Source organism: Paenibacillus sp. FSL H7-0714 (genome assembly GCF_038003765.1).
Taxonomy (GTDB): domain Bacteria; phylum Bacillota; class Bacilli; order Paenibacillales; family Paenibacillaceae; genus Paenibacillus_AQ.
The window spans coordinates 2931350-2955400 of sequence record NZ_JBBOPT010000001.1 but is presented as its reverse complement, the minus strand read 5'-3'; the positions used below and the strand labels follow the sequence as shown (position 1 = coordinate 2955400).

Annotated in this window: 21 protein-coding genes and 1 riboswitch; of the genes, 4 read left to right on the top strand and 17 right to left on the bottom strand. The window is 43.3% G+C overall.

What is annotated here, in order from left to right:
* Positions 1-347 precede the first annotated feature (347 nt).
* Positions 348-1310, bottom strand: a complete 963-nt coding sequence (locus NST34_RS13080; RefSeq protein WP_341127951.1) for a phosphotransferase family protein — start codon at positions 1308-1310, stop codon at positions 348-350.
* 129 nt (positions 1311-1439) lie between these two features.
* Between NST34_RS13080 and fabV the strand changes: the two genes are divergently transcribed.
* Entirely contained in the window at positions 1440-2630 is a 1191-nt protein-coding gene (fabV, locus tag NST34_RS13075) for an enoyl-ACP reductase FabV (protein ID WP_341127950.1), read from the top strand.
* Positions 2631-2650: 20 nt separating this feature from the next.
* Here the strand turns inward: fabV and NST34_RS13070 are convergent, their stop codons facing one another.
* From NST34_RS13070 to NST34_RS13050, 5 genes are all read right to left on the bottom strand, one after another.
* On the bottom strand, positions 2651-2908 hold the full coding sequence (locus NST34_RS13070) for a DUF2164 domain-containing protein (protein WP_341060583.1): 258 nt from the start codon (positions 2906-2908) through the stop codon (positions 2651-2653).
* A gap of 97 nt (positions 2909-3005) precedes the next feature.
* Positions 3006-3974 (bottom strand): sugar phosphate isomerase/epimerase family protein, encoded by a 969-nt coding sequence (locus NST34_RS13065; RefSeq protein WP_341127949.1) that lies wholly within the window; start codon positions 3972-3974, stop codon positions 3006-3008.
* 26 nt (positions 3975-4000) lie between these two features.
* The gene (locus tag NST34_RS13060) at positions 4001-5077 is read right to left on the bottom strand and encodes a Gfo/Idh/MocA family protein (RefSeq protein WP_042187540.1); all 1077 of its coding nucleotides are present in this window, start codon (positions 5075-5077) and stop codon (positions 4001-4003) included.
* Positions 5078-5099: 22 nt separating this feature from the next.
* Positions 5100-6197, bottom strand: coding sequence for a Gfo/Idh/MocA family protein (locus NST34_RS13055; protein ID WP_341060581.1), 1098 nt, complete (start codon positions 6195-6197; stop codon positions 5100-5102).
* Positions 6190-6963 carry a sugar phosphate isomerase/epimerase family protein gene (locus NST34_RS13050; RefSeq protein ID WP_341127948.1) on the bottom strand — a complete coding sequence of 258 codons (774 nt, stop codon included), beginning with the start codon at positions 6961-6963 and terminating at the stop codon, positions 6190-6192. Before NST34_RS13050 ends, NST34_RS13055 begins: the two co-directional genes overlap by 8 nt.
* A 320-nt stretch (positions 6964-7283) precedes the next feature.
* On the opposite strand from NST34_RS13050, the gene NST34_RS13045 reads away from it, so the two are divergent.
* A complete protein-coding gene (locus NST34_RS13045) occupies positions 7284-8102 on the top strand; it encodes an AraC family transcriptional regulator (protein WP_042187534.1) in 819 nt (272 codons plus the stop codon).
* A gap of 110 nt (positions 8103-8212) precedes the next feature.
* Here NST34_RS13045 and NST34_RS13040 read toward each other — a convergent pair whose 3' ends face one another.
* The 7 genes from NST34_RS13040 to NST34_RS13010 form a co-directional block, all read right to left on the bottom strand.
* A complete protein-coding gene (locus NST34_RS13040; protein ID WP_076282853.1) occupies positions 8213-8944 on the bottom strand; it encodes a class I SAM-dependent methyltransferase in 732 nt (243 codons plus the stop codon).
* A gap of 638 nt (positions 8945-9582) precedes the next feature.
* A complete protein-coding gene (locus NST34_RS13035; protein ID WP_076282854.1) occupies positions 9583-9936 on the bottom strand; it encodes a hypothetical protein in 354 nt (117 codons plus the stop codon).
* 53 nt (positions 9937-9989) lie between these two features.
* The gene (locus NST34_RS13030) at positions 9990-11198 is read right to left on the bottom strand and encodes a hypothetical protein (RefSeq protein WP_341127947.1); all 1209 of its coding nucleotides are present in this window, start codon (positions 11196-11198) and stop codon (positions 9990-9992) included.
* A 57-nt stretch (positions 11199-11255) separates the two neighbouring features.
* Positions 11256-13400 (bottom strand): collagen-like protein, encoded by a 2145-nt coding sequence (locus NST34_RS13025; protein WP_341127946.1) that lies wholly within the window; start codon positions 13398-13400, stop codon positions 11256-11258.
* A 261-nt stretch (positions 13401-13661) separates the two neighbouring features.
* The gene (locus NST34_RS13020; protein ID WP_341127945.1) at positions 13662-16325 is read right to left on the bottom strand and encodes a beta strand repeat-containing protein; all 2664 of its coding nucleotides are present in this window, start codon (positions 16323-16325) and stop codon (positions 13662-13664) included.
* A gap of 1169 nt (positions 16326-17494) precedes the next feature.
* Entirely contained in the window at positions 17495-17644 is a 150-nt protein-coding gene (locus NST34_RS13015) for a hypothetical protein (protein WP_341127944.1), read from the bottom strand.
* A gap of 806 nt (positions 17645-18450) precedes the next feature.
* Positions 18451-18657, bottom strand: coding sequence for a hypothetical protein (locus NST34_RS13010; RefSeq protein ID WP_076282856.1), 207 nt, complete (start codon positions 18655-18657; stop codon positions 18451-18453).
* A 145-nt stretch (positions 18658-18802) separates the two neighbouring features.
* On the opposite strand from NST34_RS13010, the gene NST34_RS13005 reads away from it, so the two are divergent.
* The gene (locus tag NST34_RS13005) at positions 18803-19483 is read left to right on the top strand and encodes a TIGR00266 family protein (protein WP_042187527.1); all 681 of its coding nucleotides are present in this window, start codon (positions 18803-18805) and stop codon (positions 19481-19483) included.
* A 362-nt stretch (positions 19484-19845) separates the two neighbouring features.
* On the opposite strand, the gene NST34_RS13000 is transcribed toward NST34_RS13005, so the two are convergent.
* Positions 19846-20319, bottom strand: coding sequence for a Fur family transcriptional regulator (locus NST34_RS13000; protein ID WP_042187525.1), 474 nt, complete (start codon positions 20317-20319; stop codon positions 19846-19848).
* Between the two features lie 321 nt (positions 20320-20640).
* Here NST34_RS13000 and NST34_RS12995 point away from each other — a divergent pair, with 321 nt between their 5' ends.
* Positions 20641-21303, top strand: a complete 663-nt coding sequence (locus NST34_RS12995; RefSeq protein ID WP_076282857.1) for an S-layer homology domain-containing protein — start codon at positions 20641-20643, stop codon at positions 21301-21303.
* A 93-nt stretch (positions 21304-21396) separates the two neighbouring features.
* Here NST34_RS12995 and NST34_RS12990 read toward each other — a convergent pair whose 3' ends face one another.
* From NST34_RS12990 to NST34_RS12980, 3 genes are read right to left on the bottom strand one after another with little or no spacing between them, the layout of a single operon-like run.
* A complete protein-coding gene (locus NST34_RS12990) occupies positions 21397-22149 on the bottom strand; it encodes an amino acid ABC transporter ATP-binding protein (RefSeq protein ID WP_042187521.1) in 753 nt (250 codons plus the stop codon).
* A gap of 14 nt (positions 22150-22163) precedes the next feature.
* Positions 22164-22832: an amino acid ABC transporter permease gene (locus NST34_RS12985; protein ID WP_076299420.1), complete on the bottom strand. Its 669-nt coding sequence runs from the start codon at positions 22830-22832 to the stop codon at positions 22164-22166.
* A 51-nt stretch (positions 22833-22883) separates the two neighbouring features.
* Entirely contained in the window at positions 22884-23720 is an 837-nt protein-coding gene (locus tag NST34_RS12980; RefSeq protein ID WP_076282859.1) for an amino acid ABC transporter substrate-binding protein, read from the bottom strand.
* A 223-nt stretch (positions 23721-23943) separates the two neighbouring features.
* A riboswitch (TPP riboswitch) is annotated at positions 23944-24047 on the top strand.
* Positions 24048-24051 lie beyond the last annotated feature (4 nt).

The following is a 24051-nucleotide window of genomic DNA, read 5'->3' as shown; positions in this document are numbered from 1 at the left end:
TCAATAGTTGCGATAGCTCCTCTTTAAAATACGCAAATAGAGAATAAGGAAGAACTACTAGGTACTGCTAAATACAATAAATGGTATGGAAGGAATACTGCCATGATTCTAAAGCCCACTATCAAAATATACACGAATAATACAACCAAAGCAAAAGTTACATGGTCATGTACATCAGTAAGCAATGCTATTTGTGCATAAATGATCATGAAACAAACGTAGTATCGACAGCGGCTACAGCAAACTTACGGTATCAATATGTACACTCAGCCGTTCAAATATAAGAATTCTCCCCTACTGTTGCTCAGTCTCCCTATCTTTCATGTTGTAGTTGTGTCAAAAATGTGTTAATTCATGAACCGCTTCCAGCCCTCAAGCAGATTATCATGCGCCCACTCAAGGTGACCTTGGCTATCGTACTTACGCGAATAACACTCGATGAAGTAAATTAAGTCGATATATAAGTCGTAGAGTTTTTTACGGGCATGTTCGTTTGGGCTGTCGAAGCTATTCCCGTAACCTCTGCAGAAATGCTCTGAATTCTCAATATAGCGGAAATAATATTCCATAAGTGGATCGCCCCAAAGTGCCCGTTCCCAATCAATCAATGCAACAATGCGGCCCTCTCGCACAAACACATTGCCATCCCATAAATCCCAATGTATTAGACGAGGCTCAACGACTGCGTCCATAACATGTAAGTGACTTTTGATCTCTGCCTCAACAGTTTCTAACGGAATGGGCATTTCTACCTTTAAACGACGTGCATCTTCAAGCAGATTCATTATCAAATGCTTAAAAGTTTCCCGCCATGAAGTTCCTTTTACTGGTGTGGACGCACTAAATAATCCGAAACGCTCACCAGGAATTTCATTAATTAAACGGGAATAACGACCTAACTCTTCCTCAATACTAATTCTCTGCTGCGAGCTTAGCGCTTCCTTAATTTCATTATAGGGCTGGCCAACTATTTTCTCCATGAAAAAAAACTCACTTGAAATCATTTCTTTACTGTTATCATAAGCGTATACCTCAGGCACAGGTACTGTCCCTTTTGACTTCATCAGTCGCATCGCCGCAACCTCTACAGACATAATATCATGCTCGTAACTAAGGGTATCTGCTTCAGGTGACGGTGCTATCTTAAGAATCATGTCTCTTCCATCTGATAATAAAAGGTCATATGCTGCGTTAAAATAACCACCTGTCAGTTCAGTACTTCGCTGAATGCTCACATGGCTTCCAAAAGTAGCACCTACCAAATCATTCTGTTGCTCTGTCGTTAATTTTGTTTTAGTAAAGCTCTCCAATATCTCACCACCATAATGAAATAAGTATCAAAGGATAAACAATCCTTCTCCATTTGATTGAAAATTGTTAAAATTAGAACAAACGAGTCTCAATAGCCTGCTTTTCATGAAAGAGAGGAAACGATTAACATGATTATTAAACCTAGAACACGCGGCTTTATCTGTACTACCGCACACCCGCAAGGTTGCGCTCGTCAAGTAGAGCGGCAAATCGAATATATCCAGACACAACCCGAGATCAAAGGACCACGCAAGGTGCTTGTCGTTGGCGCCTCTACAGGATATGGCCTCGCCTCACGGATTACAGCCGCCTTTGGGGCTGGAGCCAGCACAGTAGGCGTCTACCGCCAGAGTAGCAGCAATGGAGCCCGTACAGCCTCTGCTGGATGGTACAATTCAGCAGCCTTTGAGGAACTTGCAGAGAAAGCTGGACTTCAATCCTACAGCGTAACCGGTGATGCCTTCTCCAAAGAAACTAAGGATAGAACCATACAGCTGATTCGCAGTGAATTGGGACAAGTTGATCTAGTCATCTACAGCGTTGCTTCTGCCCGTCGAACAGATCCTGTGACGGGTGAAGTTTATAACTCCGTAATTAAACCTATAGGAGATACCTACACTAATAAAACCGTAAACTTTCATACGGGTGAAGTTAGTCAAATTTCTATTGAGCCTGCTACAGACAAAGAAATCGATGATACCATTCGAGTGATGGGTGGTGACGATTGGCAGCTTTGGATTGAAGCTCTCCATCAAGCCGGAGCTTTGGCCGATCATGCCACCACCATCGCATTTTCATATATCGGGCCGGAGATTACCCAGTCTGTATATCGTAAGGGAACGATTGGACGCGCAAAAGATCATCTAGAATTAACAGCACACACTCTTAACGATGAACTATCTAGTATAGACGGTCGAGCTTATGTAGCAGTTACGAAAGGACTGGTCACACAGTCTAGCTCAGCAATTCCTGTCGTCCCCCTGTACACTTCTGCGCTATACAAAGTCATGAAAGAGAAAGGACTTCATGAGGGTTGTATTGAGCAAACCTATCGGTTGTTTGCAGAACGTCTTTATGCGATCGAAGGGACTTCTGTGGACGAAGAAGGGCGTATCCGAATCGATGACTGGGAGATGTCCCCGGATGTACAGGATCAAGTAACTCAAATCTGGGATAAACTCACGACAGACAATATCTATGAATTGACAGATCTAGAAAGCTACAAACAGGAGTTTTTCCAGTTATTCGGATTTGAGACTGAGGGTGTAGATTATGAAGCTGAGACTGATCCAGACGTAACGATTACCAATCAGCGGTAAACAATACATTATGTTGCGGACTATCTTCTAGCAGATGTTAGTGGTTGCTCAAGTGCATACAAATCTTCTTCAATGGAAATCATCTTTTGCTCAATCACTTTACGGGCATCTGCCAGTGCCTGATTATAAATATAAGGTGAGAGTTCTTTGAGCATAAAATCAAGAAGATTCTCACTTGCTAATTGGCCAATTTCGCTAGACAGCTCCGTTTCAAAATAATCCTGAATGCTGGATGTAATTTGTAGTTTGTGTTCTCTCTGTATTTTTATCGGCTGCATGATCGTCCTCCAATTTGTATGGTTTAAAATTCAGATTATTAATACAGGAAAAATGACGTGCTTGCGCACGTCATTTCTTATATCTATACCCTTTAATCTAAACCCACCACATTTCTGCTAGTGGCTCCTCAATCAATACTTGTTGAAGATTACTTACAGCTTTGGAGAGGCCTTCTTCCACAGACATCAATCCATCTTCATGCTCAATACTGACCACATAATCATATCCTACCAAACGAAGAGCGCTCATAATATCAGCCCAAGTCTTAAGATCATGTCCAAAGCCAACCGAACGGAACTGCCATGCACGGTCAAGCATTTTGGTATAGGATTGCATATCAGTTAAGCCATGCATATTGACATTGACTGGATCAATAACTGTATCTTTAGCGTGGAAGTGATGGATTGCGCCTTGACGGCCTAAAATATGAATTGCCTGCACCGGATCAATTCCTTGCCACCACATATGGCTCGGATCAAGGTTAGCTCCGATTACTTCACCCGCAGCTTCTCTCAACCGCAGTAGAGTAGCAGGTGTGTGAACGGAGAATCCGCCGTGCAGCTCAAGACCAACCTTCACATCATGCTCTGCGGCAAAGGCTCCCCATTCAGTCCAGTAAGGAATCACTTTATTTTCCCATTGCCAATCCAGAATTTCTTGATAATCATTTGGCCATGGAGCTACCGGCCAGTTCGGATACTTGGCACCCTCATGATCACCTGGACAGCCAGAGAACGTATTAACGACTGGAACTCCTAGCTTCTGCGCCAATTTGACCGAGTTCACAAAGTCCTCATGATCCTTCTGGGCAAGCTCTTTTTGTGGGTGTAGGGGATTTCCGTGACAGCTCAATGCACTGATCGTCAATCCACGGGATTCCACAGCATGTTTGAATTCTTTCAATGCTGTCTCATTCTCGAGAAGCATCTTAGGATCACAATGGCTGTTACCAGGATTCCCTCCTGTACCAATCTCTACCGCCTTTAGTCCTTTGGACGCTACATAATCAAGAGCATCCTCCAGCTTGCGACCCCCAAACAAGACCATAAATACTCCAAGTTTCATTGTAAGTCACCTCTTTTGCAAATAGTTTACTTACCTTCACCATACATATCGAAGTCTTTTACTACTTGATTCTTCTCAGCAGATTCAAAAATAGCTTCAATCAAATTCTGAACACGCATTACTTCGGCATTCTTAACGATTGGCTCAGCTGTTCCCTCAATAACGGCTGCGAAATTGTCATAGAAGCTAGAGCCTAGCTCCGCAGGTTGAGGTAAAGCTTCTGTAATCGTAGCCCCTTCTGAAGGAGGCGCCATAGTTTTAGTTAATCCAACACCAGCACGTATAGGCTTAGGCTCGATCTTTTCACCTTCATTGTTTCTGGTTACTAAACGTCCAGTTAAAGACCAATCTTCGATAATACCCGTTCCTTCAATACCCTTCACATACCATCTAGGCAGCGTAATAAAGTTAGTTGTCCCAACCTCAACGATAGCTTTAATTCCATTCTCAAATTGCAGGATGGCCTCAAAGCCATCATCTACATCATTGCCTAGAATAAAGCTCAGACTGCTGCTCACACTGATGACTTTGCTATCGATCATAAATAAGAGCTGATCTAATAAATGAACGCCCCAATCTAGCAGCATTCCTCCACCTTGTGCCTTGACATGGCGCCAGTCTCCTGGAATACCATTCGCTCCGTGTACGCGAGATTCAAGCTGGAACAAAGAACCGATGGTCTCTTGATCATACATTTTTTTGATGGTTAAGAAATCCTCATCCCAACGTCTGTTCTGATGTACCATGAATACACGTCCTGCTGCATCCGCAGCATCCAGCATATCTTGAAGCTCTTCCTTGGACATAGCGACTGGCTTCTCACAAATAACATGTTTGCCAGCTTGTAGCGCACGTATAGCGATTTCTTTGTGTACATCGTTTGGTGTCGCAATAAGAACAATCTCAACTGCAGGATCTGCTAATACTTCTTCATAACTTTCATATACCTTGTAACCAGCATTGATGGAGTCCGCACGACGTGCTTCAAGCAAGTCGTATGTCCCTACCACTTCTAGGGAGTTAGTCTCCTTAATTAATTTCGCGTGATAACTTCCCATTCCACCAAAGCCAACGATGACTACGGAATGTATCTTTGAGCTCATGACTTCCACTCCTACTTCCCTATTAATTATCTGATGTGCCGTCAAAATACACAGCGCGACCTGTACGTGAAGATTCATAAATAGCTTCCAAGATTTGAGTAACAACGAAGGCCTGCTCAGGTTTAACTACAGGTTCCTTGTCTTCTCTAACCGCCTCAAGCCACAAGCGAGCTTCACGATCAGATTCATTTTCCTGTCCACCATCAAAGAACGCTACTCCACCAGCAGACAAGTCTACTTTGGTCTCATACAGACGTCCACCACGGTCACCGTTTAGGCGCAGACCATCCTTCATATCTGCACCACCTTCTGTACCTGCAAGAAGCGTCTGAGCTTCTCGATACTCAGATACATTTAGTGCCCAGCTAGATTCAAGTACAATTGTAGCACCATTTTCCATGGTAATAAATCCAAAAGCTGAATCTTCTACCTTAAATTGCTCAGGATCCCAAGGACCAAAGGCATTTCCAGCGTTCTTTCGGTTACTCAGCTTATGGAAAGACGAGCCCATAACACTGCGTGGTTTATAATTATCCATCATCCATAAAGTAAGATCAAGTGCATGCGTACCGATATCGATCAGTGGGCCGCCGCCTTGCTTTTCTTCATCCAGGAACACGCCCCAAGTAGGAACCGCACGACGACGAAGGGCAATTGCTTTTGCATAATAGATATCACCTAGTTCGCCGTTTTCGCAGAGTGCTTTAAGGTATTCACTATCCGAACGATAACGGTTCTGGTAAGCGACAGACAACTTCATCCCCGTACGCTTCGCAGCATCCAACATTTCTTGTGCTTGGGCAGTGGTTTTAGCCATTGGTTTCTCGCACATTACATGGTTACCTGCTTCCAATGCAGCAATAGTAATCACGGAGTGACTGTCATTTGGTGTACATACATGAACAATATCAAATCCGCCAGCTTTCAAAAGCTCAGTGTAATCTGTATAAACAGCAGCGCCTTCAGCGCCATAAGTCTGAGCGGCTTTCTGTGCACGCTCTTCTATGATATCGCAGAAAGCTACCATTTCAGCATCCTTCTGACGTGACAAACTTGGCATATGTTTCCCATTTGCGATACCACCGCAACCTACAATAGCAATTCTCAACTTATTAGACATTAACTTTTCCTCCTTGATTTGCGTATGCTTTTACCCATTTCAAACTATCTTCTACACTTTCTAATGGTGAACGACTACAGAAATCCTGCTCTACTACCGCCCACTCCACATTTGCCTGTACAGCTGCATTTAAAATTGCATTAAGGTTCACTTCACCTTCACCTAGTACAACAGTTTCCGGAGAGCCGTCTTCTTTTTTCTTCAAATCCTTTAGATGGATGATCGGCAGTCGACCTGCGTATTTATTGATATATTCAACTGGATCATAGCCTGCATGATGTACCCAGCAAGTATCCATTTCCACTTGCAACAGGTCAGCCGGCACCTCTTCAAACAATCCATCAAAAGCAGTACGGTCACTATCACCATATTTATCTGTTAACTCGAAATCATGATTGTGATACAGAAGAACTGCTCCGCCCGCTTTGCACTTTTCTCCAATTACCTTCAGATTCGCGGCAACCTCTTCATAGTTACGTTGTTCTTCTGACAAATAAGGAACAATCAAATTTGGATTTCCAATCTCAAGATTGTAAGAGATCTCTGCTTCTGTATCATTCAACAATGCGTCATATGGACGATGTGCGCCGAGCGCAACCAGTCCAAGCTCATTTAGCAATTGTTTAACTTCTGCTGCAGTGCGGCCGAAATAGTGAAAAAACTCTACGCCTTTATATCCAAGGGCTGCTACCTTACGCAGTGTTCCTTCAAAATCCTGTTCCAATTCTTCTCTAAGCGTGTACAATTGCAGACCTATCTTCAGCATTTTCTAATCACTCCAATGGGTTTAGGGTTAGCTTACTAATTCATTTAAACTTCTTTCTGCTGCTCGTCCCCAAAGAGATCAACAGCAGCAATCACTTGAACAATAATGCTGTTGCAGAATTGACTAATCTGATTCCCATTAGTTTCCTTCAACTGCCATCCTTGTTTGCATAGCTAATATCGACTCCGTATAGCATGGATGGTCGATTTCTTTCTTTATTGCTTAGGTACATAGTAATATGAAAGCGTATATAATAAAATGAATAATATGATTAAAACATGAACAATCTGATTATCATTTCTAGACATCAAGGAGGACACATGAATCAATCAACTACCTGTCACGTTTTATCTGCTGGATTTTCCTTTCACCGCAAACCTTTTCATATGTCACATAGCCATGGAAATCAGAACTATTTAATTCGTCTGCAAACAGAGGGCCGAAGCCGAGCAATGATCGACGGTGTGATGACTCCAGTGGAGAGCGGCGATATCATGCTGTTTGCTCCTAATGATCCTTACTATTTAATCATTGATAAGGAAGAGTATCCTGTAGGTAAGCCGCGGATTGAAAGCGGAGATTATCATATTTTTTGTGAAGGAACTTGGATTGTTGAATGGTGGGAACGTGCTCAGAGACCCTCACTCTTAAGTGTGCCACTGAGTGAGAATTTCCTCGGCTTATTTCGTCAGCTGATTCTTGAGCACAGACGTCTTTCCGATTTCTCACCAGCGATATCTGCCTGTTATCTGCAAATCCTGTGTATGGAAATCGACAGACTCATTACAGATCAGCCAGCGATTACGCCTAAAGGCTATCTAGCTTACCGAATGAAGCAATATGTTGAGGAGCATGCAACCTTACCTTTTCTGTTGGAGGATGTTGCCGCACATGTAGATATTTCCGTCTCCCGTGCCGTTCATTTATTTAAGGAGGCCTTCGGGACCAGTATTATCAAATATGTAAATGATGTCAGGCTAGAGATGGCAAGAGAACGAATAACCTTCAGCCCGATGCCGCTGGAGCAAGTAGCAGAAACCTGCGGTTTCGCGAACTATACTTATTTTCACCGTGTATTCCGAAGTCGTTTCGGCATGTCCCCTAGACAGTACCGTGTACACAGCAGAACTCAAGTATAATATAGAGGTGAATTGCATCAACAAAAATAGGGCTATCCCTATAGTAGATAAACTACTACGAGGATAACCCTCGCTTCTATATTCAAACAATAGTCATGTTAATGAGATGATTATTCTTTTTCAGCTGAAATAATCAGGAACATCGGTCTGCGATCCTCGTCCTTCATCCACGGATCATCGCTCATTTCATCAGAAGGCTTAGGCTCCTTAACTGCTTTGATAGCAAACCCGGCTCCAATCAAGTCATTGAAGTAGGTTGAAATTGTACGATGATATTTAATCACATTTTCTGTTAAGAAGGTCGTTTCACGCAATCCCTCAGACTGATAATGATCTACAGGCCAATGAAGACGATTGCCTTGGTCATCCACATACCAATCCTGTTCATTTCGAGAAGTAAAGATGGGATGCTCCACTGAAAATATAAAGCTGCCGCCTGGCTTAAGGTAAGTATGAACCTTGCGACAGATAGCTTCAAAAGACTTTACATAATGCAAGGCCAATGAACTGATGACCACATCAAATTGTTCGCTCGCAAATTCAATATCCTCAATCGGCATCTGGATATAAGAAATAGCTGGATCGTCTGTTTTTTCACGCGCTTCTTGAAGCATTTTTTCAGAGATATCTACGCCAACGACTGAGCTTGCCTGCTGCTCGCGTGCATATAGACAATGCCAGCCAAATCCGCAGCCTAAATCAAGAACACTTTTATTATGTAAGTCTGGGATCAGAGGTTGTAATACATGCCATTCTCCAGCTGCTTCAAGCCCACCAATGGAACGAGGCATTTGTTTATAGGCTGAGAAGAAATTCGTATCGTCGTATTTATTTTGTTTCATCAGTTATATATCTCCTATCCATAATGTCTTCCATCAGTATATTCTTAGCCATGATAACAAAAAATCTTATTTTCAGTATACTCATTGAAATGATCCCCGTACTTAGGGTATTAATTTTCTCTCTTACCTGTAAATTATGATCATGAATCTTGGCCCCATCACTTATTTTTTTTACACCAAAACGGTGACGAAATGGTAACGATCCAAACCGAAATATTCTTGTTTAAATAGTCCTATTGCTGATAGCCCCCGCCCATAATCGAAACACTAAGCCTAACTCTGTGAAAGGAGAATCAGCTGCAATGATCAGCAATCCTATAGTCAGCCCTGCAAACGAAATGTGATTTAGAGAACCCAACATAGCAAGAATCAATCACCAGTAAGAGATATATTGACCGATTCGAACCCTCGTTTCCAACCCACAAAAAAATCCTCGCCTCGCAGCAGCGAAAGGAGTACCTGTGGCGTAAGCCGACGGGAATCGGATAATGTTCTTGTCAAATCGGAACAAGTTCTTGTCTTCAGAAATTGACAAAAACTTGTTCCGATAACTAAAATTTTCGGGAAGATTGTTGTATTTGTACAAAGATAATTAGCAGCCATTCGGAAATATACAACTATTAAGATTGTCTTGCTTCTTATGCTTCGCCAAGTTGTTCAGAAGCTACTAAGCGATGCGCTGATACAAGCTGTCCATCTGCATCCTTACCCCAAACCGAAATTTGAACTTGTTGTTCTGCTAAACCGCTCGTTGTAAAGACAAATTCGAAAGCATCAAAGTCTGCATAATAATTTTTTGTTAGAACTTGATATGGATCTATAGAAATTAACTCAAGTACATATAACGTTCTGGTCCCGATTAAGTAATATCCCTGAATCAAGATACTCGAGGTATCGACTAAGTCACGATTATCAATTTTGATAGTCAACTGTTGCGTCGGCCTTACATTACTGACCGGATTATTTTCTATTGGTCCGGTGGATAAAATCATTCTCTTTTTCCCCCATTCTATTATTTGTAGAATATGATTACAACCCGTGGGTTTTACCAACTCTCAGCTACTCTAAATACCACATCAACTGTATTCGAACCTCCCCCGCCAATATTTGCCACAGCTAATGTTACGGTTTGATTCTCAGGAAGCGTGAAGTCCAACAGTTCTGAAGAAGCTAGTATCCTGGTATCGCCTTTCCCGCCTCCTGTAACACCTTGAAACACCACTTCTCCCCCGGTAATCGTTGTGGACGTATTATTTACTAACAGAGCCGTCTCACTATCGGGAATGATCGTTGTAGCTGTGGGATAATTAACAAATGATCCATTTAGCGTTCCTCCCACAAGTACTTGATAGCTAAGATCTACGGATGAAATAATATTAATTTCTTCTAGATCCACCTGCACAGAATTGGTTCTAGCTGATCCCGATGGGAAAACTGCTTTTCTTGTAAATGATAGGACGGGTGTTAGTGTTGATGTGACGTTTGTAATTCTCCTCCTTTCCGAAGTCACTCTAAAGGTAGGATCATATTTTCCGATAATGCTATATTGTCTTCCTCCAACAAAAAGGCTGTAGGCTGCGGCGGTTCCGTTATTATCGATTTGTGCTCTTAATGGGAGATTGGGATCAATAAAACTCGTTTGACCTGTTGAGGAGAACCGATTTACGGTAATCACCTCTTGCGCTAAAGTGGACGGATTAGGGATGACCACTCTAAATTCGATCACTCCATACCCATACCAGGTAAAGACGATTTGAAATACATTGCCTTTAGATAGATTAAGCGTCGCTCCACTTGGACCAGTTCCATCTAATCGGTCTACATTCCATGAACTTTGAGGAATTGTTGTATCCGTTCCCCCTCTGCGTATGACCACGAATACATTTGTACTATTGACTCCAAAAAATGCTCCATTCTGAGCGTCGAACAACCCCCATCGTCCAACCTGATTACCTGTTGGTAGCAATGGTATACGAACACCCATTCCAGCTTCCCCTGCAAAGCCTGGCTCGTACCTGCCTCTCAGTACACTTTCTAAAATGGCCGAATCTATTCCGATAGCGGTATTGCTTAAATTATATTCCGTAGCATTATTGGTAACCGTCCCACTCCCGGCAGTCGTAACAGCATCCCTTAGAGAGGATAGACCGTATACAGAAGTTAACTCCACGATTGGAGTTTTTTGTGATACCGTTAGCTCATCGAATTGTGAACTTACATTTGGGCCAATATTCGAGATGATAATATCTGACATCACACTTCCTCCTTTGTAGAAAGGGGGAGAAAATGAATCCCCCATGACTGTTGCTTTTTACCATTCTTCAGTAAGACTGAAGGTTGCCGTAACGGAATTCGTACCGCCGCTTAAATTCGCAACAGCTAAAGTAACAAATTCAGTATCTGGCAATTGAAAATCCAATAATGAAGCAGAAGCTAATATTCTGGCACTTCCCTCAACTCCGGCTGCTAAGCCTTGCAATAGTACTTGACCACCCGAAATTGTTGTTAGCGTGCTGTTAATTAGTAGAGCTGTCTCCGAAGTTGGGATATTAGTCGTCGCAGTTGGAAAGTTTGCAAAGGCTCCATTAACCGTTCCGCCTAATACGATCTGATAGTAAATGTCATCTGAAGTGACAAGGTCAATCCCTTCTAGTTTGATACTTACTGAATTAGCCCTACCCGAACCTGGCGGGAAGGTTGTCTTTCTTTGGAAAGACAACATCGGTGTAAGCGTTCCTGTTGCAGTTATGGTTCTTCTTTCGGAAGTAACTCTGAAAACGGGACTATATTTGCCCAATATGCTATATTGTCTTCCTCCAACAAATAAATTGAGTCCAGATGCCGTGCCATTATTAAAGATTTCTGCACGAAGAGGAAGATTAGGATCGGCCAGACTCGTTTGCCCATTCGGAGAGAATCGATGAACGATAATTACTTCTTGTGCTAAAGTCGTTGGATCAGGGATGACGACTCTAAATTCGACTACACCATACCCATACCAAGTAAACACGATTTGAAATATATTCCCTTTAGATAAAGTAAGTGTCGCACCACTTGGTCCTGTTCCATCTAATTTATCCACGTTCCAAGCTGCTTGAGGAATAATAGTGTCAACGCTTGCTCTTCTGATCGCTACAAATATTCCATTCGCTACGCTCTGGCCAAAGAATAAGCCGTTCTGATCGTCAAAAACGCCCCATCTCACCACTTGGGCTCCTGTCGGAGCAACCGGCAAACGGATACCTATTCCCGCTTCTGCGGCAAAACCTGATTCATACCTTCCTCTCTCCGAGCTTTGAAGGATAGCAATATCAGCTCCGGATGCGGTTGTAGTTAATTGAAACTCCGTATTATTACTTCCTACTGTAGCTCCTCCCAATGTGGAAACAATGTCTCTTAGGTTGGATAAGCCATATACCGAAGTCAACTCAATGAGCGGCGTTTTTTCATTTGTTCTTAATTCGCTAAATTGGGAGCTAACATTTGGTCCTATTCCAACGATGGTAGCAGTAGGATCAATCGTACCAGTGGCTCCGGTAACTCCAGTTGATCCAGTAACACCCGTTGCACCTGTTACTCCAGTGGCTCCAGTGGCTCCTGTAACTCCTGTAGCTCCAGTAGCTCCGGTAACTCCTGTAACCCCTGTAGCCCCTGTAACTCCTGTAACCCCTGTAGCTCCTGTGGCTCCTGTAACTCCTGTGGCTCCTGTAACTCCTGTAACCCCTGTAACTCCTGTAACTCCTGTAACTCCTGTAACTCCTGTATCTCCTGTAGCTCCAGTGTCTCCCGTAACTCCTGTATCTCCAGTGGCTCCAGTGGCTCCTGTAACTCCTGTAACTCCTGTAACCCCTGTAACTCCTGTAACCCCTGTAACTCCTGTAACCCCTGTAACTCCTGTAACTCCCGTAACTCCTGTGGAGCCTGTAACTCCAGTGGCTCCTGTAACTCCTGTAGCTCCTGTAGCTCCTGTATCTCCTGTAGCTCCTGTAGCTCCTGTGGAGCCTGTAACTCCAGTCGAGCCTGTAACTCCAGTGGCTCCTGTAGCTCCAGTAACACCGGCCTCACCGGTAACTCCAGTGGCACCGGTTGCTCCAATGACACCATTTGTACCTAACAATTCTGAAGATATGATACGGTGGGGAGTTACAAGTTGCCCATCATCATTTTTTCCCCAAACCGAGATTTCCATTTGATCTTCTGCTACACCGCTCGTTGTAAATACAAATTCAAAAGCATTAAAGTCTGCATAATAATTCTTCGTTATTATTTCATTTGGATTTACATTAATGAGTTCGCTTACGTATAACGTTCGGGTCCCGTCTAGGTAATATCCTTGAATCAAGATATTCGCACTATTCACTAAGTCACGATTATCAATTTTAATAGTCAGTTGATGCGTTGGCCTAACACCACTGACCTGATTATTTTCTATTGGTCCGGTTGATAAAATAGCCATAAATTTTGATTCTCCTTTTTATTTCCGTATTATTAAAGGCGGAAAATCACAATTCCATTCATTATTTAGTATTTAATAGTCGATCTGTATTTGCTCCTCCCCACTAATAAATAGGATTATTAAAATCAAAATAGCTACAACTTAAAAACAAAAAATGTCGATTTCATTTAGATTACTAACTGATCCTCTGAATGACTTCTTTAACACTCCGTAAGTAAATCCTTACGAAGCAATGAATTTACACTTTCATTCCCCATTCGTTTACTGAACCTGAATAATCGAAACAGAACCATCCGTAAATGTGGTTGTTGCCGATCCATTATAAAGAAAATCGATTGTGATCGCAGTTGAGGTGGCATCAGCTAAGAACGTACCCGATACACTAACATTTGCATCTAGAGTTCCAGTAACTGATCTACCTGAAAATCGACTCTGAAATACGGTATTAAATCTTGGTGTCACCGTTACGTTTCCAACTACAGAACTAGTTGCTCTGAACGTATACGAAACCAAATAAATGTGTCCTGATGCTAGAACAAAGGTTGTACTCGATGGATGCAAAATGTTAGTGCCATTAATGAATGAAGTTGTATAAGAAATTGCTGTCCCATTTACTACTGATACTACGCTGACATTAAATAATCCATTTTGTATTGTGGCATTTGAACCGGTTGCTCCGGTTACGCCAGTTGCTCCTGTTGCACCGGTAACGCCAGTTGTCCCTGTAGCTCCGGTTACACCTGTTACACCTGTTACCCCGGTAACGCCAGTTGCACCCGTTACTCCAGTAACTCCTGTTGCTCCGGTTACGCCAGTTGCCCCAGTTACGCCAGTTGCCCCTGTAGCTCCAGTTACGCCAGTTGCTCCTGTTTCTCCGGTTGCTCCGGTTACGCCAGTTGCTCCTGCAGCTCCGGTTACGCCAGTTGCCCCTGTTGCTCCAGTCGCTCCGGTTACGCCAGTTGCTCCTGTTTCTCCTGTTTCTCCGGTAACGCCAGTTGCTCCTGTAGCTCCAGTTGCCCCTGTTACGCCAGTTGCTCCTGTTGCTCCAGTTGCCCCTGTTTCTCCTGTTGCTCCGGTTACGCCAGTTGCTCCTGTTGCTCCGGTTGCTCCGGTTACGCCAGTTGCACCGGTAACGCCAGTTGCACCCGTTACTCCAGTAACTCCAGTAACTCCAGTTTCTCCGGTTGCTCCGGTTACGCCAGTTGCTCCTATTTCTCCTGTTGCTCCGGTTACGCCAGTTGCTCCTGTAGCTCCAGTTACGCCAGTTGCTCCTGTAGCTCCGGTTACACCAGTTGCCCCTGTAGCTCCTGTTTCTCCGGTTACGCCAGTTGCTCCGGTTACACCAGTTGTGCCTGTAGCTCCGGTTACGCCAGTTGCCCCTGTTGCTCCAGTCGCTCCGGTTACGCCAGTTGCTCCTGTTCCTCCTGTTGCTCCGGTAACGCCAGTTGCTCCTGTAGCTCCAGTTGCCCCTGTTACGCCAGTTGCCCCTGTAGCTCCTGTCGCTCCAGTTACACCAGTCGCTCCAGTTGCTCCTGTTTCTCCGGTTACGCCAGTTACGCCAGTTGCCCCTGTTACGCCAGTTGCCCCTGTAGCTCCAGTTGCTCCGGTTACACCAGTTGCTCCTGTAACTCCAGTTGTGCCTGTTTCTCCTGTAACGCCAGTTGCTCCTGTTTCTCCAGTTACACCAGTTGCTCCGGTTACGCCAGTTACGCCAGTTGCCCCTGTTGCCCCTGTAACTCCAGTTGTGCCTGTTTCTCCTGTTGTGCCTGTTTCTCCTGTTGCGCCTGTTGCTCCAGTTGCTCCGGTTGCTCCAGTTGCCCCTGTTACGCCAGTTGCTCCTGTTTCCGCTGTAACTCCAGTTGCTCCTGTAGCTCCGGTAACGCCAGTTGCTCCTGTAGCTCCGGTAACGCCAGTTGCACCCGTTACTCCAGTAACGCCAGTTGCTCCTGTTTCTCCGGTAACCCCAGTTGCTCCTGTTTCTCCGGTTACGCCAGTTGCACCGGTAACGCCAGTTGCTCCCGTTAATCCAGTAACGCCAGTTGCTCCCGTTAATCCAGTAACGCCAGTTGCTCCTGTTTCTCCGGTTACGCCAGTTGCCCCTGTTGCTCCTGTTTCTCCAGTTGCTCCGATTACACCAGTTGCGCCTGTAGCTCCGGTAACGCCAGTTGCTCCTGTTTCTCCGGTAACGCCAGTTGCTCCTGTTTCTCCGGTAACGCCAGTTGCTCCTATTCCTCCGGTAACGCCAGTTGCTCCTATTTCTCCTGTTGCGCCTGTAACTCCTGTAACGCCAGTTGCCCCTGTAGCTCCGGTTTCACCCGTTGCGCCAGTTGCTCCAGTTACGCCAGTTTCTCCTGTTTCTCCTGTTGCGCCTGTAACTCCAGTTGCTCCAGTTGCCCCTGTAAATCCAACTGCGCCAGTTACTCCGGTTACACCAGTCGCGCCAGTATCTCCAACTGCGCCAGTTACTCCGGTTTCGCCCGTTGCGCCAGTAGCTCCAGTTGCACCTATAGCTCCAGTTGCACCTGTTTCTCCGGTTTCACCCGTTGCCCCGGTTGTTCCTATGATTCTTTCATTTGCTCCTAACAATTCTGAAGATACGATACGGTGAGGTGTTACGAGTTGTCCCACAGAATTCTTTCCCCAAACTGAAATATCTATCTGCTGTTCTGCTAAACCGCTCGTTGTAAAGACAAATTCAAATACATCCAGGTTCGCAAAATACTCCTTCGATATTGCTTGATTTGGATTCACATTAATTAATTCAAGTACATATAACGTTCTAGTCCCATTTAGGTAATAACCTTGAATCAAAATAATCGCATTTGTGACCATATTTCTATTATCAATATTAATGGTCAACTGTTGTGTTGGCCTTACACCACTGACCGGACTATTCTCAATCGGTCCAGTTGATAAAATAGCCATTTCTTTCACCCCCCCTTTTTTACCATTTTTAAGAATAAGAGAGAAAATCCACACTCTTATTACTAATGCCTTTTTAACTCCTATAGACCGACAATTTTAAACTGCTTGGTCTTTCCTTTTCTCTATTCCGCACCTTTTTTCCCCTTATGTAACGTGTTCGAATTTTTTCAAGATGTGAACACCTTTATATTGAAAAAGGATTAGAAAGCAATAATCCGACAGCAACCGGGTTGAAAACCGGTTACTTATCTTTAATGTAGCAAGCAGATATTTAGAGGCGATCGTAATCATATCGACGGCTGCTCAGTATGCTTCCTTTCTTACTTCTCCACTCCACGTACCGACTCTTTGTATATGGAAGATTCCAGCGTTTCCACAACCTTTGCAACATCAAGCCCTACTTCGGCAGCCAGAACATTCAAGCGATCTTAGTCGCCAATATTCTCTCCGTCCGTGAATTTCTCCTTGCAGCCATCTTCTTATCCTTGACTTGTTTAACGGCGTAATGGACAACTCGTTGCGTATCGAATGTGTTAGTTAAAATAACTTTGTCAAAACGAAACATTCAATTGCCGTAATCGTGGTTCCGGATAATAGTAGACCAGTCATCTTCTGTATAGAGAAGACGATGAATTGAAATAGTTAAAATCATTCCACAACCTTCAGTCATGATGGAGCGATGATTAATTCAGGAAGGCGCAAAGAGTCGTTGTACCGGTGGACTCCCTCTAATTGGAAGCAGAAGGCAATATGCGAATAAATCTAGAGGAATTTTATTATGCAACAATTTATTCATGAAATCTTTAATACTCTGGGAATCATTTTATCTGTAATCGGTTGGAAGGCTATCAATTCCTTACTCGACTCCGTATTTTCCTTTCTAGCCAGCTGGTTAGATTATTTAACCGCTTCTAAATCAGCTCAAGAAAAAGTGTACCTGTTCTCCATTAGTGAGCGGTCAAGGAGAATACAGCTGAGGCAACAAACCAGAGTTTGCCGCAGAAACCATCGTTCTTTTTTTAAAAGAATAACTTGAAGTCAAAAAACCTTGAAGATTTCTCCGAGGGTTAAATTGCTCACACATTAATAAAGGTTTGTATTTTCGATTTAGTACGTGACGAGTCCGTGGTGCTGCTTTGGCTTAGCGTCGCTTATGGGCACTAAGCACATTAGAGACGGGAAATTACCGCTTCAGAAGTATCTTGAAACCAGATGAACCCTTCCTTCTCGATAGTTGCAACTTTCACCCAGCACATCAAAGTAATAAAGATAAAGATACTCAGTGTGATCAACTCAGAGCTCTTTATTCTCTTAAACATTAATTTATATACTCCATTATTCTTCTGAAACTGACATAGACCTTAGCGTAATTTTTATTTGAAAATAGAGTGTTAGACTGTCATTGCCTCATTAAGCTAACGAGCAGTTTAGTTCAATGATATATTGTATTTATAACCTTTATCGTTTTAAACAGGAGCATAATTAATGGACTACATATGGTTTAATTACGAAATATTTGATTTTACTTTGCTCTGAGAACCTCAGGACATTTGTATGGATAACTCGAAAATGCCCTCGCAGCTGCTTCCACTTTTCCATTTCGCTTTGGATTTGATCGAGACGGTTGTTTACTTCTGTAATTGGCAGACCCGGGTATAGTTGTTAATTTTCAAAGGCATACTGAAGGTCATTTCTTTGCCTTTTTTAACCGTTCATAATACTTTCCAAGTCTCTCAAGACAATAAGGATCACCCGATTGTACGATGGTTTGGTTTGGCTTGGCTTGGCGGGTGAAGAATTTGAGTATATGGCAATTACAATACGGAGAAGGGAACCCCTTTCTTTGACGTACTTAAGGCTGCTTTATCATTCATTTTTGCACTCGTAAGATCCAGATTGGTAATAACAGTTCATCTGCATAATTCTATTCACATTTTGTACAAGTCCCTGATCATGATAACTCTGGAACGACCTACTATCGTAAAGAATATCTGAATTAGACATATATCAAATCGGCAATGAGACCATGTTCTTGTCCATTTTCGTCATAAAACAGAAAAACCGCGCTGGGCGCGGGTTCTAATGGGACTATGTTCTTGTCCTCCTACAGAGTGACACATTATTTTCAAATCGCCAAATAAAAAGGAGCATCATCTTGGAAGATCCGCTCCTTGTGTTTGTTCTTATTCAATTGCTGTTGTTTGCTCGGCGTTAACCGTACATGCTGTGAAATGGCGCTATAATCCCCATTGGATCTGCGACTTTGAGCTGCGCACCAGATACCTGAGCGCTCTGCCTTTAACAAGGCTTTTTGAGTCTTGGTTCGTGCCATGTGGCACCACTCTCCTATTCATTGATGAACTATTAGACAACTACAGTTTAACATAATACAGACTATGAGCGCAGCCAGAATTCCGTTACAATGAGATCACTGCAAGTTTTCTTACTTATCTAAATAGATTCGGAGGTTTTTAGTGATGAAATACGATGTTTTGTACGAGGGTGCTTTTGCAATGTTAAAGGTATATTTGGACCCCGGCGAAAGTGTTAAAGCTGAGATGGGCGCAATGGTTGCCATGTCTCCTAACGTAGAATTAAAAGGAACCGCTGATGGAGGCGTAATGCGGGGTCTGGGAAGAATGCTGAGCGGTGAAAAGTTCTTCTTCCAGGAACTCAGAGCTATCCGTGGTCAAAGTGAGGTCCTACTGTCTCCTGGATCATTAGGTGATATCCAAGCTATCGAATTAGATGGATCCTATAAGCTGTTAGTTCAAAAGGACGGATTCTTAGCCGGTACGGAAGGCATTCAAGTAAATACAAAAATGCAAAATTTAACACGCGGACTTTTCTCTGGCGAAGGCTTCTTCATTGTAGAAATCAGCGGCAGAGGAACAGTATTCCTGTCCTCCTTCGGAGCGATCCACGCCATTAACTTAGCACCTGGTGAAGAGATGATTATCGACAATGGACATCTCGTCGCTTGGCCAGATTATATGGACTATAAGGTAGAAAAAGCAGCCTCGGGTTGGTTGAACAGTTTAACCAGTGGTGAAGCGCTTGTCTGCCGATTCCGCGGAGAAGGTGTAATCCTCGTTCAGAGCCGTAACCCTGGGAGCTTCGGAACGTGGATTAAATCCTTCGTACCCACTCGAAGCTAAGAAAAATGACATAGGCTTTCCCATAAGTAGGATTTTCTTTAACTTAAAACGCAATGTAGCGCTTCTCCGGTTTTCAAGAAGCGCTGCTTTGCGTGCAAATTAAGGAATATCTCCCTATAATTCAGAGATTTCTGAGCATTTGACTACTAATTAGGGAAATCCTCCCTATAATTCAACTGATTTGTTGTGAAATATAGATTTTTCGCAGATTTATAGGGAGGATTTCCCCATTTCCATTCGTATCGGCCAATTATCAGTTATTTAGAGGGAGTTTTTCCCTAATTCCTTTCCGAAAAAGAAGCTGCCCCCTAAGTAGTACTTACTACTTCTGAGACAGCTTCTTCTTTTAGGTAGAAAGCGGCTTAAGAAACCGCTTTGTTTGCTTTTTCTTTTTTGCAGCCAGTTCGTTTACATGTGTCATAAGTACCCTTGAAATCAAGGCGGTGATCCGTGACGTTAAAGCCATATTCACGTTCCACTCTTTTCTCCAGCTCCACTAGCCAGTCATCCTTAATTTCTTCCAACCTGCCGCACACGCTGCATATCAAATGATGATGCATGTGAGAATGATCATTCCCGCGCAGATCGTAACGAGCGACTCCATCTCCGAAGTTCATCTTTTCTACAATGTGAAGCTCGCATAAGAGCTCAAGTGTACGGTATACCGTTGCCAGCCCTAAATGCGGATAACTGTTCTTAACAAGCATATATACTTCTTCTACGCTGAGATGATCTTTCTCATTGTCGAGCAATATGTTCACTATGGCCTCACGCTGGGGCGTTAATTTATATTTTTGCGCCGCAAAAAGCTGACTGATATTTGAAATTTGATCCATTTGATCTCCTACCTTCCCGGAATGATTTAACATCCGTATCCACTGAGACGCACCCATTTATGCATCAAAATATTAAACGTAAATAGTAATCGTTACGATATAATCATATCAAAAATAATCACGAATGAATAGAGCCTGACATCATTATAACATTTTAGCTCTCTTATCCAAAGTTCTTTCACCCAATCCTGCCTATTTTTCTACCAAAATCTACTTTTTCGTGAAATAATGTAGGTTTGACCGCAACCTTTCCATATTTTTCTGCGTTTAAGAATTTGATAGCGGCCACGAGGCCTATCCATACAACGAGGTGAAATAACCATGAATATGAAAAAAAGAACGTTAGCCGCGATTACAACCGTTACGATTCTCTCCTTCTCTTTGGGTGGCCAAATATTTGCAGCCGGAAATACCTTTAAGGATATTGATAATATAAACGGCAAAGAAAAAATTATTTCTTTAAAAAATCAAGGCTTGATCAAAGGGGTTAGTGAATCCCAATTCTTGCCCAGCTCCAAAGTAACAACAGCACAAGGGATCCAGTTCATTTCGGGTGGACTCCAGCTTAGTCTCGCGGCTATTGATTTCAACAAAGCTCCTGTTGCTAGTGGCTTGTTCACGAAAGTCAAGGATAAAGCTTGGTATGCTGAAGCCTTTATCAATGCGTATTACAATCGTGTCGAGCTTCCTAAGGACATTGATCCAACCAAAACAATGACCAAAGAAGAGTTCACCAATTATCTAGTGCAAGGGGTCGAAGGCATTGGGAATCTGCCGATGATCAATATAGTGCCCGTAGATATCGCTGACGATGCTGCGCTGAATCCTTCTTATCAAGGCAGCATTCAACGTTCTCTTAAATACAAGATTAATAGTTTAGACGCCAATGGGAAGTTTAATCCAAAAAGTGAAATCACTCGCGCCGAAGCTGCGATTATGCTCTATAATGCTTTGGAATTCCTGAAGACCGGTATTAAATCCTAACCTTGAAGCGACGCACCACTAACATTGAATGGTAAACAAGAAAAAGCAGCCCAGGTATAGTCCTGAACTGCTTTTTTGCGTCTTGATCTTCTTCTATACTTCTTCTCCACTAATTCTGTTCAGAAATTGCAGAGCACGAGGATGCTGCGGATGCTCAAGAACTTCTTGCGGAGTCCCTTGCTCTAGAATATGGCCTCCATCCATCAGAATGATCCGGTCAGCCACATCCGCAGCAAATTTCATCTCATGGGTCACTATCACCATAGTCATTCCCTCTGCCGCTAACTGTTTAATAACCTTAAGCACTTCCCCCACCAACTCAGGATCAAGCGCAGAGGTAGGCTCATCGAACAACAGCACCTCTGGATCTACTGCCATGGCACGAGCGATAGCTACCCGTTGCTGCTGGCCACCAGACAGTTGGTGCGGATAAGCATCCGCTTTGTCCGCCAAGCCAACTTTAGTTAACAACTGAAGGGCACGTTCGCGTGCTTCGTCCTTGGATCGTTTCTGGACCGTCACCTGCCCCTCCATCACGTTGCCTAGTGCAGTCATATGCGGAAAAAGATTATAGGACTGAAAGACCATCCCTGTTTTTTGGCGTAATGCCAAAATGGACTTCTGGGGGATTTTCTTGTTATCCGTGAAATTAATTTTAATATCACTGAGCGATAAGCTTCCTTGATCAGGGACTTCAAGCAGATTAAAGCAGCGTAAAAGCGTTGTTTTGCCTGAACCCGATGGGCCAATAATGACCAGTACCTTGCCATGTTCCATTTCGAGATCAATGCCCTTTAATACCTGCAGCTCACCGAAGGATTTATGCAAATTAAGTATTTCAATCATAATTGTCTCCCCCTTTAGCTCGCAGAGTAACGACTCAGTCGTTTCTCCAAGTAATTTTGCAGTGCTGATAACACTGAGCAGAATAGTAAATAGAACAATCCTGCCTCGCAATAGATCAGCAGTGGCTCATAGGAGGTGGAAGCAACCTGCTGTGCTGTTCTGAACATCTCCGTATAGGTAATGGTCGCTGCCAGTGAAGTGTCTTTGACCAAGCTAATAAAGGAATTCGATAACGGCGGAACAGAAACACGGGCAGCTTGTGGCAGTATAACGCGGCGCAGTGCCTGGGCACGAGTCATCCCAACGGAGAAGGCCGCTTCCCACTGACCTTTATGTATAGACAGGATAGCAGCACGTATGATTTCTGATGAATAAGCTCCTACACTAAGCGTAAATCCAATGGTCGCGGCTATGAAAGGGTCGAGCACGATTCCAACTGCCGGCAAACCATAGAAAATAATAAACAGTTGTACCAACAAAGGGGTTCCACGAATGACCCATACATAAAAGCGAGCGATCAGCTTCGGAAGTACCCACGGGGAGAGACGAGCTAGTGCAGTCAATATCGCTAAGATCAGTCCAAGTGCAAATGATATCAATGCCAAAGGAATGGTAAAAGCCACCCCAGCTTTTAGCAGGGGTAGCAGTGAATCTAAGAAAATTTGTATTTTGCGGTCATCCATTTTTAGACATCCTTTTTTGGTTCCAAGCTAGTTAGCTTCTGAAACCTTGTATTATTTTGAAACGTCAGCACCAAAGTATTTCTCAGAAATCTTTAAGTATGTGCCATCGCTCTTCATTTCAACAATTGCATCACTAACTGCTTTTACCAACTCATCGTTGCCTTTTAAGAAAACAGCTGCGCTTTGCGAACCGTCAGGAATCTCATCTACCACTTTAATTTTCACATCAGGCTTTTGCTTTTTCAGGTCCAGATAAGACAAACCATCATTTACAGTCGCATCAATACGGCCTGAGGTCAATAGGTCCATCGCTTGATTGAACCCGTCTGTAGCAACGATTTCAGCACCGTTCTCACGGGCGATATCGGACAGGTTACTGGTTAGAGATTGTCCGGCTTTTTTACCCTTAAGATCTGCAAATGTTTTGATATCCTCATTGTTTTCACTTACTATCAATACCGCTTTAGATACGATATACGGTTCAGAGAAATCATATTTCACTTTACGATCTTCATTAATGGATACTTCGTTAAAAATAACATCAAACCGCTTGGCATCCATCCCAGCAAAAATACCGTCCCACTGTGTCTCAAAAAATTCTGGTTCAACACCGAGACGCTTCGCTACTTCCTCAGCAATTTCTACGTCAAAGCCGGTCAGTTTCCCCGAAGCGTCATGATAAGTAAAGGGTGCATACGTCCCTTCTGTTCCTATACGCAATTTGCCGCTAGCTTTAACAGCTTCCAGACTGTTTTGCGCAGTGGCTGTATTTCCACCATTCGTTCCAGCTGAAGAATTTTTAGAAGTATCGGTATTCGAATTATTGCCGCAGGCCGCTACAAACACCACGGTTAACGCCAATAGAATAGTTAAACTTAGTTTTTTCATTATTAATTCCCCTCTCTTTACCCGGAATTCATCCGGTAAATTGTATACTACACTGGCTGCTGTTTACCGTCAATGGTTTTTTCCGATTATATACATCGGAATTGTAATATTAGGTAAATCTCTACCCTTATATTACCCATTCTTAAAATAATCCTTCACAAGATCCTCTCTTTACATCTCAGAAAGATATGGTATATTTATAAACAAATTAAATATGGACCTGTTATTTCACTAGGGGAGTCGGCCGACTGAGACGGAGCTTCAAGCTCCGGACCCTTGGAACCTGATCTGGATCATACCAGCGGAGGGAAGTGGAGCAGAATTTTCATCC